Source organism: Notoacmeibacter sp. MSK16QG-6 (assembly GCF_024158145.1).
In the GTDB taxonomy this organism is placed as follows: Bacteria; Pseudomonadota; Alphaproteobacteria; order Rhizobiales; family Rhizobiaceae; genus Notoacmeibacter.
In genome coordinates this window covers 1-13807 of the sequence record NZ_JAMYXM010000001.1, presented here as the reverse complement: position 1 = coordinate 13807, position 13807 = coordinate 1, and the positions used below count along the sequence as shown (strand labels likewise).

Annotated in this window: 7 protein-coding genes; 6 read left to right on the top strand and 1 reads right to left on the bottom strand. The window is 59.2% G+C overall.

Annotation, left to right across the window (positions count from 1 at the left end; genetic code table 11):
• Positions 1–220: 220 nt before the first annotated feature.
• Both rpoB and rpoC read left to right on the top strand, forming a co-directional pair.
• Positions 221–4396, top strand: coding sequence for a DNA-directed RNA polymerase subunit beta (gene rpoB, locus NIM86_RS00035; RefSeq protein WP_253378158.1), 4176 nt, complete (start codon positions 221–223; stop codon positions 4394–4396).
• A 161-nt stretch (positions 4397–4557) separates the two neighbouring features.
• Complete coding sequence (rpoC, locus tag NIM86_RS00030; RefSeq protein ID WP_253378156.1) at positions 4558–8760, top strand: DNA-directed RNA polymerase subunit beta'; 4203 nt, start codon at positions 4558–4560, stop codon at positions 8758–8760.
• Positions 8761–8846: 86 nt separating this feature from the next.
• Here rpoC and NIM86_RS00025 read toward each other — a convergent pair whose 3' ends face one another.
• Positions 8847–9131 (bottom strand): transcriptional regulator, encoded by a 285-nt coding sequence (locus NIM86_RS00025; RefSeq protein WP_253378155.1) that lies wholly within the window; start codon positions 9129–9131, stop codon positions 8847–8849.
• Positions 9132–9563: 432 nt separating this feature from the next.
• Here NIM86_RS00025 and rpsL point away from each other — a divergent pair, with 432 nt between their 5' ends.
• The 4 genes from rpsL to tuf all read left to right on the top strand — a co-directional run.
• On the top strand, positions 9564–9935 hold the full coding sequence (gene rpsL, locus NIM86_RS00020; RefSeq protein ID WP_253378153.1) for a 30S ribosomal protein S12: 372 nt from the start codon (positions 9564–9566) through the stop codon (positions 9933–9935).
• A gap of 64 nt (positions 9936–9999) precedes the next feature.
• Entirely contained in the window at positions 10000–10470 is a 471-nt protein-coding gene (gene rpsG, locus NIM86_RS00015; RefSeq protein WP_253378150.1) for a 30S ribosomal protein S7, read from the top strand.
• 28 nt (positions 10471–10498) lie between these two features.
• Complete coding sequence (fusA, locus tag NIM86_RS00010; RefSeq protein WP_253378148.1) at positions 10499–12592, top strand: elongation factor G; 2094 nt, start codon at positions 10499–10501, stop codon at positions 12590–12592.
• Positions 12593–12656: 64 nt separating this feature from the next.
• The coding region (gene tuf, locus NIM86_RS00005; RefSeq protein WP_253378147.1) for an elongation factor Tu at positions 12657–13807 on the top strand (1151 nt) is incomplete at its 3' end.

Sequence of the window (13807 nt, the reverse complement as noted above, 5' to 3'; positions counted from 1 at the left end):
TCCTGATGTTCTGAAAGCGGAATTTCAGGAGACGGGTTTTGCCCGTTAGGGACCGGGCTCATCGATTGGATGGATGAGCGGTTCCAGAGCGTGATGCACAGAGCGGACGGCGTTCGCGAACCTCATGCTCGAGCAAAATATTGGACCCGTCACGATTGGATGGTGGCGGTTGTGGCCCGGTCCGGGGCCAAGATGGACGACCACGACGAGGATATGACGCATGGTGCAGACCCAGACATTCAATGGTCGCAGGCGCGTACGAAAGTTTTTCGGGCACATTCCCGAAGTTGCGGAGATGCCAAATCTGATCGAGGTTCAAAAGGCCTCCTACGATCAGTTTCTGATGGTGGACGAGCCGGAAGGCGGACGTCTGGAAGAGGGGCTTCAGGCCGTCTTCAAAAGCGTTTTTCCGATTTCCGATTTTTCCGGAACGGCCATGCTGGAATTCGTACGTTACGAGTTCGAGCAGCCCAAATTCGATGTCGATGAGTGCCGTCAGCGCGATCTGACCTACGCAGCGCCGCTGAAGGTGACGCTGCGTCTTATCGTTTTCGATGTCGATGAAGACACCGGCGCCAAGTCGATCAAGGACATCAAGGAGCAGGATGTCTACATGGGCGACATGCCGCTCATGACCGGCAATGGTACGTTCATCGTCAATGGCACCGAGCGCGTCATCGTCTCGCAGATGCACCGTTCGCCGGGCGTGTTCTTCGATCACGATAAAGGCAAGAGCCACTCGTCTGGCAAGCTGCTCTTCGCCGCGCGCGTCATTCCCTATCGCGGCTCCTGGCTCGATATCGAGTTCGACGCCAAGGATATCGTTCACGCGCGTATCGACCGCCGGCGCAAGCTGCCGGTCACCAGCCTGCTGATGGCCCTTGGTCTCGATGGTGAGGAAATCCTCGATTTCTTCTATGAGAAGAGCACCTATAGCCGCGACAAGGACGGCTGGCGGATTCCGTATTCGCCGGAACGTTTCCGCGGCATGAAGACGGTCACCGATCTCGTCAACGCCGATACCGGTGAAGTCGTGGTCGAGGCCGGCAAGAAAATCACGCCCCGCCAGGCAAAGAAGCTTGCCGATAACGGCCTCACCCACATCCGCGCGACCGATGACGAATTGAACGGCTCCTATCTCGCCGAAGACGTCGTCAACATGGAGACCGGTGAGATCTGGGCCGAGGCCGGTGACGAACTGACCGTCGAGACCGACGCCAAGAGCGGCGAGAAGAAAGGCACTCTTATCGATCTGCTGGCGAACGGCGTCGATGAATTGCAGATTCTCGACATCGACCACGTCAATATCGGCGCTTACATCCGTAACACGCTGACCGCCGACAAGAACGAGAGCCGTCAGGACGCGCTGTTCGATATCTACCGCGTTATGCGGCCGGGCGAGCCGCCGACAATCGACACCGCCGAAGCGATGTTCCAGTCGCTCTTCTTCGACGCCGAACGCTACGATCTTTCGGCCGTCGGCCGCGTGAAAATGAACATGCGCCTCGGTCAGGACGCCGAGGATACGGTTCGTACGCTCCGCAAGGAAGACATTCTGGCCATTGTCAAAACGCTGGTCGAAATGCGCGATGGTCGTGGTGAGATCGACGATATCGACAATCTCGGCAACCGCCGCGTCCGCTCTGTCGGCGAACTGATGGAAAATCAGTACCGCGTCGGTCTGCTGCGCATGGAGCGTGCGATCAAGGAGCGTATGAGCTCCATCGAGATCGATACGGTCATGCCGCAGGATTTGATCAACGCCAAGCCGGCGGCGGCTGCGGTGCGCGAATTCTTCGGCTCGTCTCAGCTCAGCCAGTTCATGGACCAGACCAACCCGCTTTCCGAGATCACGCACAAGCGTCGCCTCTCGGCGCTTGGACCGGGCGGCCTCACTCGCGAGCGTGCCGGCTTCGAGGTACGCGACGTGCACCCGACGCACTACGGCCGCATCTGCCCGATTGAAACGCCGGAAGGCCCGAATATCGGTCTGATCAATTCGCTGGCGACCTTCGCGCGGGTCAACAAATACGGCTTCATCGAAAGCCCTTACCGGACGATCAAGGACGGAAAGGTCACAGATGAAGTGCATTACCTGTCGGCGATGGAGGAATCCAAGCACTACGTCGCCCAGGCCAATGCCGAACTCAACGATGACGGTTCCTTCGTGGAAGAATTCGTCGTTTGCCGCCATGCCGGCGAAGTGATGATGGCGCCGCGCGAGAACGTCGACCTGATGGACGTCTCTCCGAAGCAGCTTGTTTCGGTCGCGGCCGCGCTCATTCCGTTCCTGGAGAACGATGACGCCAACCGCGCGCTGATGGGGTCGAACATGCAGCGTCAGGCCGTGCCGCTGGTTCGTGCCGAGGCGCCGTTTGTCGGAACCGGCATGGAGCCGATCGTGGCGCGCGATTCCGGCGCAGCTATCGGTGCGCGCCGCACCGGTATCGTCGACCAGGTCGACGCCACGCGTATCGTTATCCGTGCCACCGAAGATCTCGATCCGGGCAAATCCGGCGTCGACATCTACCGTTTGATGAAGTTCCAGCGGTCCAACCAGAACACCTGTATCAACCAGCGTCCGCTGGTTCGGGTGGGCGACAGGATCGGTAAGGGCGACATCATTGCGGACGGCCCATCGACCGATCTGGGCGATCTGGCGCTTGGCCGGAACGTGCTCGTCGCGTTTATGCCTTGGAACGGCTACAACTACGAGGACTCCATCCTTCTTTCCGAGCGGATCGTCCGCGACGATGTCTTCACCTCGATCCATCTGGAAGAGTTCGAGGTCATGGCCCGCGATACCAAACTTGGGCCGGAAGAGATCACCCGCGATATTCCGAACGTTTCGGAAGAGGCGCTGAAGAACCTCGACGAGGCCGGTATCGTCTATATCGGCGCTGAGGTCGGTCCGGGCGATATCCTGGTCGGCAAGATCACGCCGAAGGGTGAAAGCCCGATGACGCCGGAAGAAAAACTTCTGCGCGCCATTTTCGGTGAGAAGGCGTCCGACGTTCGCGACACCTCCATGCGCATGCCGCCCGGCACCTTCGGCACTGTCGTCGAAGTGCGCGTCTTCAACCGCCACGGTGTGGAGAAGGACGAGCGCGCCATGGCGATCGAGCGCGAGGAGATCGAACGTCTCGCCAAGGACCGTGATGACGAACAGGCGATCCTCGACCGCAACGTTTACGGTCGTTTGGAAGAAATGCTCGTCGGTCAGTCCGCGATTGCCGGTCCGAAAGGCTTCAAGAAAAATGGCGAGGTGACCGCCGAAACGCTGCAGAATACGCCGCGCAGCCAGTGGTGGCAGTTTGCTGTCGAAGACGAGCAGCTTCAGAGTTCGCTCGAAGCGCTTCGTGGCCAATACGACGAATCCAAGAAGGCGCTCGAGCAGCGTTTCATGGATAAGGTGGAAAAGGTCCAGCGTGGCGATGAGATGCCTCCGGGCGTGATGAAGATGGTCAAGGTCTTCGTCGCGGTGAAGCGCAAGATCCAGCCCGGCGACAAAATGGCCGGTCGTCACGGCAACAAGGGTGTGGTCTCCCGCATTCTGCCTTGTGAAGACATGCCATTCCTCGAAGACGGAACGCATGTCGATATCGTGCTGAACCCGCTCGGCGTGCCAAGCCGCATGAATGTCGGACAGATCCTGGAGACCCATCTGGGTTGGGCCTGTGCAGGCATGGGCAGGCAGATCGGCGATCTTCTTGAAGCCTACCAGGAAGGCGGCGATATGACGCCGCTCCGAAAGGCGATCGAGGCGGTTGTTCCGGACAACGATCGCAACGAGCCTGTGCGGGCCTATGACGATGATTCTGTCGTGGAACTAGCGAGCCAGATGAAGCGCGGTGTCTCGATTGCGACGCCGGTCTTCGATGGAGCCATCGAACCGCAGATCAATGAGATGCTTGAGCAGGCGGGGCTTTCGTCCACCGGCCAGAGCACTCTCTACGATGGGCGTACGGGTGAAGCGTTCGACCGGCAGGTCACGGTCGGCTACATCTATATGCTGAAGCTGCACCATCTGGTGGACGATAAGATCCACGCCCGCTCGATCGGTCCGTACTCGCTCGTTACCCAGCAGCCGCTGGGCGGCAAGGCGCAGTTCGGCGGCCAGCGTTTCGGCGAGATGGAAGTCTGGGCGCTGGAAGCTTATGGCGCGGCCTACACGCTGCAGGAAATGCTGACGGTGAAGTCGGACGATGTGGCCGGCCGCACCAAGGTTTACGAGGCAATCGTCCGTGGCGACGATACCTTCGAGGCCGGCATTCCCGAAAGTTTCAACGTTTTGGTCAAGGAGATGCGCTCTCTCGGCCTCAATGTCGAACTGGAAAACAGCGCGGTCGATCCAGAAGAGATGGATCAGCAGCAATTGCCCGACGCGGCAGAATAGCAAACGCCAGTCGCGCGGATCGCAAATCGGTTCGCGCGGCACGCTCCTGATGGCGGGAGCGGCAAATCCTTCCGCCATCATAATGCCGGCGCGCGGTGCACGAGGATGAGACACCCGCCGGTTTTCGGAACAGGGGCGAGACGCCCCAAAAGGAGAATGGCATGAACCAGGAAGTCATGAACCTGTTCAATTCGCAGGCCCCGGCTCCCACTTTCGACAGCATTCGTATCTCGCTGGCGAGCCCGGAAAAAATCCTGTCCTGGTCCTACGGCGAAGTGAAGAAGCCGGAGACCATCAACTACCGCACATTTAAACCGGAGCGCGACGGCCTGTTCTGCGCCCGCATCTTCGGTCCGCAGAAGGACTATGAGTGCCTTTGCGGCAAGTACAAGCGCATGAAGTATAAGGGTATCATCTGCGAAAAGTGCGGTGTGGAAGTCACGCTGTCGCGCGTGCGCCGCGAGCGGATGGGCCATATCGAGCTTGCCGCCCCGGTGGCGCATATCTGGTTCCTGAAGAGCCTGCCGAGCCGCATCGCGACGCTGCTCGACATGACGCTGAAGGATATCGAGCGGGTTCTCTATTTCGAGAACTACATCGTGACCGAGCCGGGTCTGACCAGCCTTCAGGAGAACCAGCTTCTCAGCGAGGAGGAGTTTCTGACGGCAGCCGAGGAATTCGGCGACGACAGCTTCACCGCCATGATCGGCGCCGAGGCCATCCGCGAAATGCTCGCTGCGATGGAACTGCCGAAAATTGCGGTGGAACTGCGCGAGGAACTGTCGGAAACCACATCGGAACTGAAGCAGAAGAAGCTGCTCAAGCGCCTGAAAGTGGTCGAGAACTTCATCGAGTCCGGCAACAAGCCAGAATGGATGATCCTGACGGTCGTGCCGGTCATTCCGCCGGATTTGCGCCCGCTGGTGCCGCTCGATGGCGGCCGGTTCGCCACCTCCGACCTGAACGATCTCTATCGTCGCGTCATCAACCGTAACAACCGTCTGAAGCGGCTGATCGAACTGCGTGCGCCGGGCATCATCATCCGCAACGAGAAGCGCATGCTTCAGGAGGCGGTCGACGCCCTTTTCGACAATGGTCGTCGCGGTCGCGTCATTACCGGCGCCAACAAGCGTCCGCTGAAGTCGCTTTCCGACATGTTGAAGGGCAAGCAGGGTCGCTTCCGTCAGAACCTTCTGGGCAAGCGCGTCGACTATTCGGGCCGCTCGGTCATCGTGACCGGCCCTGAGCTGAAGCTGCACCAGTGCGGCCTGCCCAAGAAGATGGCTCTCGAGCTGTTCAAGCCGTTCATTTATGCGCGTCTCGATGCCAAGGGCTATTCGTCGACGGTCAAGCAGTCCAAGAAGCTGGTCGAGAAGGAAAAGCCGGAAGTCTGGGATATTCTGGACGAGGTTATCCGCGAGCACCCGGTTCTGCTGAACCGCGCGCCGACGCTTCACCGCCTTGGTATTCAGGCATTCGAGCCGGTCTTGATCGAAGGCAAGGCGATCCAGCTTCACCCGCTGGTCTGCACAGCCTTCAACGCCGACTTTGACGGCGACCAGATGGCCGTTCACGTGCCGCTTTCGCTGGAAGCTCAGCTGGAAGCACGCGTGCTGATGATGTCGACCAACAACATCCTGCACCCGGCGAACGGCGCACCGATCATCGTGCCTTCGCAGGACATGGTGCTGGGTCTGTACTATCTGTCGATCGTCAATGAGAACGAGCCGGGCGAGGGCATGGCGTTCGCCGATATGGGCGAACTGCATCATGCGCTCAACACCGGTGTCGTAACGCTTCATGCCAAGATCAAGGGTCGCTTCAAGACGGTGGACGAGGAGGGCAATCAGGTCTCCGAAATCCACGACACGACGCCTGGACGCATGATCATCGGCGAGCTCTTGCCGAAGAACGTCAATGTGCCGTTCTCGACCGTCAATCAGGAGATGACCAAGAAGAACATCTCGCGGATGATCGACACGGTCTATCGGCACTGCGGTCAGAAAGAGACGGTCATTTTCTGCGACCGCATCATGTCGCTCGGCTTCGGCCAGGCGTGCCGTGCGGGCATTTCCTTCGGCAAGGACGACATGATCATTCCGGATGCCAAGGCGAATATGATCGACGAGACCGAAAAGCTCGCCAAGGAATACGAGCAGCAGTACAACGATGGCCTGATCACTCAGGGCGAGAAGTACAATAAGGTCGTCGACGCTTGGGCCAAGTGTTCCGAGAAGGTCGCCGAGGAAATGATGAAGGGCATCAAGGCGGTTGAATTCGATTCCGAGACGAACCGCCAGAAGCCGATGAACTCCATCTACATGATGAGCCATTCCGGTGCGCGTGGTTCGCCCGCGCAGATGCGCCAGCTTGCCGGTATGCGCGGCCTGATGGCCAAGCCGTCCGGCGAGATCATCGAAACGCCGATCATCTCGAACTTCAAGGAAGGCCTGACCGTTCTTGAATACTTCAACTCCACGCACGGCGCCCGTAAAGGCCTGGCCGATACCGCATTGAAGACGGCCAACTCTGGCTATCTGACGCGTCGTCTCGTCGATGTGGCGCAGGACTGCATCGTTGTTAAGCCAGACTGTGGCACGGACCGCGGCCTGACCATGACTCCGATCGTCGATGCCGGTCAGGTTGTTGCGTCGATCGGCCAGCGCGTTCTGGGACGAACCTCGCTGGACGATATCGTCGATCCGAAGAGCGGCGATACGCTGGTTGCTGCCGGAAAGACGATCGATGAACGCGATGTCGACGCCATTGAAAAGGCGAGCATTCAGTCCGTGCGCATTCGCTCGGCGCTGACTTGTGACGTCAAGGTCGGTGTCTGTGCAGTCTGTTACGGACGCGATCTGGCGCGCGGAACGCCAGTCAATCTCGGCGAAGCCGTTGGCGTCATCGCTGCACAGTCGATCGGTGAGCCGGGAACCCAGTTGACCATGCGAACCTTCCACATGGGCGGCACCGCTCAGGTGGTGGATACCTCGTTCCTCGAGGCGTCCTATGGCGGCACGGTGAAGATGAAGAACCGTTCGGTCGTTCGCAATTCGTCGGGCGATCTGGTGGTCATGGGCCGCAACATGGCCGTGACCATTCTCGACGAGAAGGGCGAAGAGCGCTCCAGCCAGCGTGTTACCTACGGTTCACGCATCTTTGTCGATGACGGCGACACCATCAAGCGCGGCCAGCGCGTCGCCGAGTGGGATCCTTATACGCGTCCGCTGCTGACCGAAGTTGAGGGTCGCGTCGAATTCGAGGAACTGATCGATGGCGTGTCCATGTCTGTTTCCGAGGACGAATCGACCGGTATCACCAAGCGTGAGGTGATCGACTGGCGGTCCACGCCGCGTGGCGCTGATCTCAAGCCGGCGCTCATCATCGAAGGTAAGGACGGCAAGCCGGCCAAGCTGGAGCGCGGCGGTGACGCCCGCTACATGATGAGCGTGGAAGCGGTGTTGTCGGTCGAGCCAGGCGCGAAGGTTAAGCCGGGTGACGTTCTGGCGCGTATCCCGATGGAGAGCGCCAAAACCAAGGACATCACCGGTGGTCTGCCGCGTGTGGCCGAGTTGTTCGAAGCGCGTCGTCCGAAGGATCATGCCGTGATTGCCGAAATCTCCGGCACGATCCGTTTCGGCCGCGATTACAAGAACAAGCGCCGTATCATGATCGAGCCGAATGAAGAGGGAATGGAGCCGGCGGAATATCTCATTCCGAAGGGCAAGCCGTTCTATCTTCAGGACGGCGATGCCATCGAGAAGGGCGACTACATCCTCGACGGCAATCCCGCGCCTCACGATATCTTGGCCATCAAGGGCGTGGAGGCTCTTGCTTCCTATCTCGTCAACGAGATTCAGGAGGTCTACCGGTTGCAGGGCGTGCTTATCAACGACAAGCACATCGAGGTGATCGTCCGGCAGATGCTGCAGAAGGTCGAAGTCACGGAGCAGGGCGATTCGCTCTACATTCCGGGCGACAATGTCGACCAGATCGAATTCGACGAGGTCAATCAAAAGCTCGTCGATGAAGGCAAGAAGCCGGCCAAGAGCCAGCCCGTGCTTCTCGGCATCACAAAAGCGTCGCTGCACACGCCGTCCTTCTTCTCGGCCGCCTCCTTCCAGGAGACGACCCGCGTGCTGACGGAAGCGGCTGTCGCTGGCAAAACCGATACGCTGCAGGGCCTGAAAGAGAACGTCATCGTTGGCCGGCTCATCCCGGCCGGTACTGGCGGCGCCATGAACAAGATTCGCCGCGTGGCATCCTCGCGCGACGATCTTATTCTGGACGAGCGTCGGCGTGCTGCCGAGAGCGATGCGGGTGCCGCGATGCTGTCGGACATGAGCGAAGAGCCTGCTGAATAAGCGGATGTTGCTAGCTTGAATTGAGAAGGGCCGCATTTAACGATGCGGCCCTTTTGCTTAATCAGTTGAACTTCAGGCGATTCGTCTTAATCGTCGTCTCCATCGACGATTATGATCGAAACTTCCCCCTCTAGTGCGCCTTGATATGCCGAGGCGTGCGGCTCCTCATCGGGCTCATCGAGAATCTCCCCGATCTGTTCGAACTCCACTTCCGCGAATCCCTCTTTCTGGAGGGACTGCGCGGCAAGTTGCACCGCCGTATCGTCGTCGGGCGCGGAAACGAGAATATGGATGCGCTCGGCAGGCTCGCCCTTCTCGCGCCAGACCTTTCCGGTAATGATCTGGACGTTGCCGGTGGAATTCTCATCCATAATACTGAAATCCTTATATTTTTCGCGGAAACAACAGCAACCGCAGCGCAATCGGATATAGTATAGCGCTCGGAAGGAACCACACGAAAATCCATAAGCAGTCAAATAGGGCGTCCGCCTTGGAATTTCCTCAATCCAAGCTGTTGACTTGAAACCGGCCAACGGCTAAATGCGCCTTCGTCTGAGCCGATGTGAGGTCGGTTTTCGCAAGCGACGCGCTTGAGAAGTTAAGCCTCAAACAGGGTTCGAACAGCGAGCGAAGACATTTTCGTGTTGCACGAAGGGGGTGGCATTCCATCCCTTTCCTCTGCGTTTTCGAGGCAGGCCGTGTCAATCACCACGGTTCATGCCTCTTTTGTGCACGTTGGTGACTGCTTGAACCGGCCCTTGAAGAGGGGCGACAGACACAGAATTTGGAATAGGGAAGGTGAAATGCCGACCATTAACCAGCTGATCCGCAAGCCGCGCAAGGCGCCAGTCAAGCGCAACAAAGTGCCGGCCATGGAGCAGAATCCGCAGAAGCGTGGTGTTTGCACCCGCGTGTACACAACGACCCCGAAGAAGCCGAACTCGGCGCTTCGTAAGGTTGCGAAGATTCGCCTGACCAACGGCTACGAAGTGATCGGTTACATCCCGGGTGAGGGGCATAACCTTCAGGAGCACTCCGTGGTCATGATCCGTGGCGGTCGCGTGAAGGACCTTCCCGGCGTGCGTTACCACATCATCCGTGGTGTGCTCGATACGCAGGGTGTGAAGGACCGCAGGCAGCGCCGCTCGAAATACGGCGCCAAGCGTCCGAAGTAAGAAGTTTTAGGGAAGGGCGCTCATCTCTGGGCGTCTCTTCGAGGTTTGAAAGACAGGAAAAGCGATGTCCCGTCGTCACCGCGCAGAAAAACGTGAGATCAACCCGGACCCGAAGTTCGGCGATCTCGTCGTGACCAAGTTCATGAACGCCATCATGTATGATGGCAAGAAATCCGCCGCCGAGCGCATTGTCTATGGTGCATTCGATCAGGTGGAACAGAAGTCCAAAGCCGATCCGCTGGCGCTCTTTCATGAAGCGCTGGACAATGTTGCGCCGCATGTTGAAGTGCGTTCGCGTCGTGTTGGTGGTGCCACCTATCAGGTGCCGGTCGAGGTGCGCACCGAGCGCCGCCAGGCGCTCGCGATCCGCTGGCTGATTAGTGCCGCGCGTGGCCGTAACGAAACGACCATGGTCGACCGTCTTTCGGGCGAGTTGATGGATGCGGCTAACAATCGCGGCTCCGCGGTCAAGAAGCGCGAAGACACGCACCGTATGGCGGAAGCCAACCGTGCTTTCTCGCACTATCGCTGGTAAAGCCGAACCGAATTGACGGAGGTCGATCATGACCCGCGAATATAAAATCGAAGATTACCGCAACTTCGGCATCATGGCGCATATCGACGCCGGTAAGACGACGATGACCGAACGGATTCTGTTCTACACCGGCAAGTCGCATAAAATCGGCGAAGTTCATGACGGCGCCGCGACGATGGACTGGATGGAGCAGGAGCAGGAGCGTGGCATCACGATCACCTCCGCTGCCACGACGACCTTCTGGGAAGGCCGTGACGGCAAGAAGCGCCGCTTCAACATCATCGACACCCCCGGACACGTCGACTTCACCATCGAGGTCGAGCGCTCGCTTCGCGTGCTGGATGGCGCGGTTGCGCTGCTCGATGCCAATGCCGGTGTCGAGCCGCAGACAGAGACGGTCTGGCGTCAGGCTGACAAATATCATGTCCCACGCATGATCTTCGCCAACAAGATGGACAAGACCGGCGCCGACTTCTTCCGCTGCGTCGAGATGGTCGGGTCACGCCTCGGTGCGAAGGCCGTTGTCCTTCAGCTGCCGATCGGCGCCGAGAACGATTTCGCCGGCGTGGTTGATCTGATTGAGATGAAGGCCCTGATCTGGAAGTCTGAGAATCTTGGCGCAGAATGGGATGTCGTCGACATTCCCGCCGACCTGCAGGCTCAGGCCGAAGAGTATCGTGAGATGCTGATCGAGTCGGCCTGCGAGATCGACGATGAGTGGACGGAGAAATATCTCGAAGGCGAGATGCCGGACAACGACACCATCCGCGAGCTGATCCGCAAGGGTACGCTGGAAGTGAAGTTCTTCCCGATGATGTGCGGCACCGCGTTCAAGAACAAGGGTGTTCAGCCGCTGCTCAACGCCGTTGTCGATTACCTGCCGTCACCCGTCGAAGTGCCCGCCATCAAGGGTATCGATCCGAAGACGGAAGGCGAAACAACACGCAAATCGTCTGATGACGAGCCGCTGTCCATGCTCGCCTTCAAGATCATGAACGACCCGTTCGTCGGCTCGCTCACCTTCGCCCGTATTTATTCGGGTGTCCTCAACAAGGGCACCGGCGTGATGAACACGGTCAAGGAAAACCGCGAGCGCATCGGCCGCATGCTGCAGATGCATTCCAACAGCCGCGAAGACATCGAAGTGGCATATGCGGGCGACATCGTCGCGCTTGCCGGGCTGAAGGACACGACCACGGGCGACACGCTCTGCGATCCGCTCAAGCCAGTCATTCTGGAGCGTATGGAATTCCCCGATCCGGTCATCCAGATCGCGATCGAGCCGAAGACCAAGGGCGACCAGGAAAAGATGGGCATCGCGCTCAACCGCCTGGCAGCCGAAGATCCTTCCTTCCGCGTCAAGAGCGACGAGGAAAGCGGCCAGACAATCATTGCCGGCATGGGCGAGCTTCACCTTGACATTCTGGTCGATCGCATGAAGCGCGAATTCAAGGTCGAAGCCAATGTCGGTGCGCCGCAGGTGGCCTACCGCGAGACGATCACCCGTGCTGCCGATATTGACTACACGCACAAGAAGCAGTCTGGCGGTTCGGGCCAATTCGCCCGGGTCAAGATCACCTTCGAGCCTAACCCGGAAGGCGAGGATTTCGTTTTCGAATCCAAGATCGTCGGCGGTAACGTACCGAAAGAATACATTCCCGGCGTTCAGAAGGGTATCGAGAGCGTGCTCTCATCCGGTCCGGTGGCGGGCTTCCCGATGCTAGGCGTGAAAGCCACGCTGACGGATGGCGCATACCACGACGTCGACTCCTCGGTTCTTGCCTTCGAAATCGCGGCCCGCGCCGCGTTCCGCGAAGGTGCTCAGAAGGCTGGTGCACAGCTTCTGGAACCGATCATGAAGGTCGAGGTTGTGACGCCGGAAGACTATATGGGCGATGTGATCGGCGACCTGAACAGCCGCCGTGGTCAGATCCAGGGCACTGAGAGCCGTGGCATCGTGCAGGTCATCAACGCCTATGTGCCGCTTGCCAACATGTTCAAATACGTGGACAGCCTGCGCTCTTCGACGCAGGGGCGTGCGCAGTACACCATGACGTTCGATCACTACGAACCGGTACCGTCGAACGTCGCCCAGGAAATCCAGGCGAAATACGCGTCCTAACGGACCGAAACGAACAACTGAATTCAGCCGCACAGCGGCCAGAGACTGAGAATGGAGGCCTACGATGGCAAAGGGTAAGTTTGAGCGCAACAAGCCGCATGTGAACATTGGCACGATTGGTCATGTTGACCATGGCAAGACGTCTCTGACGGCGGCGATCACGAAGTATTTCGGTGATTTCAAGGCTTATGACGAGATTGACGGCGCGCCAGAAGAGCGTGCGCGCGGCATCACGATTTCGACGGCGCATGTGGAGTATGAGACCGATAGCCGTCACTACGCCCATGTCGACTGCCCGGGCCACGCCGACTATGTGAAGAACATGATCACGGGTGCGGCGCAGATGGACGGCGCGATCCTGGTCTGCTCGGCGGCTGACGGCCCGATGCCGCAGACGCGCGAGCATATTCTTCTGGCCCGCCAGGTTGGCGTTCCGGCGATCGTTGTGTTCCTGAACAAGGTCGACCAGGTCGACGACGAAGAGCTTCTGGAGCTGGTGGAGATGGAAGTGCGCGAGCTTCTGTCGAGCTATGAGTTCCCGGGCGACGACATTCCGATCGTCAAGGGTTCGGCGCTTGCGGCCCTGAACGATTCCAACAAGGAGATCGGCGAGGATGCGGTCCGTGAACTGATGAAGGAAGTGGACGCCTACATTCCGACGCCGGATCGTCCGATCGACCAGCCCTTCCTGATGCCGATCGAGGATGTGTTCTCGATCTCGGGCCGCGGCACGGTTGTGACGGGTCGCGTGGAGCGCGGCGTGGTCAATGTGGGCGACGAGCTTGAGATCGTCGGCATCCGCGACACCACCAAGACGACCTGCACGGGCGTTGAGATGTTCAGGAAGCTTCTGGACCGTGGCGAAGCGGGCGACAATATCGGCGCGCTGCTGCGCGGCATCGACCGTGAGGGCGTTGAGCGCGGCCAGGTTCTGGCCAAGCCGGGTTCGGTCAAGCCGCACAAGAAGTTCAAGGCCGAGGCCTATATTCTGACGAAGGAAGAGGGTGGCCGTCATACGCCGTTCTTCACCAATTACCGTCCGCAGTTCTATTTCCGCACGACGGACGTGACGGGCATCGTGACGCTGCCGGAAGGCACGGAGATGGTGATGCCCGGCGACAATGTGACGGTGGACGTGGAACTGATCGTGCCGATCGCCATGGAAGAGAAGCTGCGCTTCGCCATCCGTGAAGGCGGCCGCACCGTCGGCGCCGG

What these genes read in the sequence shown, in the direction of transcription:
- rpoB (WP_253378158.1), top strand. Translation starts at nt 221, where the DNA reads ATGGTGCAGACCCAGACATTCAATGGTCGCAGGCGCGTACGAAAGTTT.
- rpoC (WP_253378156.1), top strand. Translation starts at nt 4,558, where the DNA reads ATGAACCAGGAAGTCATGAACCTGTTCAATTCGCAGGCCCCGGCTCCC.
- rpsL (WP_253378153.1), top strand. Translation starts at nt 9,564, where the DNA reads ATGCCGACCATTAACCAGCTGATCCGCAAGCCGCGCAAGGCGCCAGTC.
- rpsG (WP_253378150.1), top strand. Translation starts at nt 10,000, where the DNA reads ATGTCCCGTCGTCACCGCGCAGAAAAACGTGAGATCAACCCGGACCCG.
- NIM86_RS00025 (WP_253378155.1), bottom strand. Translation starts at nt 9,131, where the DNA reads ATGGATGAGAATTCCACCGGCAACGTCCAGATCATTACCGGAAAGGTC.
- fusA (WP_253378148.1), top strand. Translation starts at nt 10,499, where the DNA reads ATGACCCGCGAATATAAAATCGAAGATTACCGCAACTTCGGCATCATG.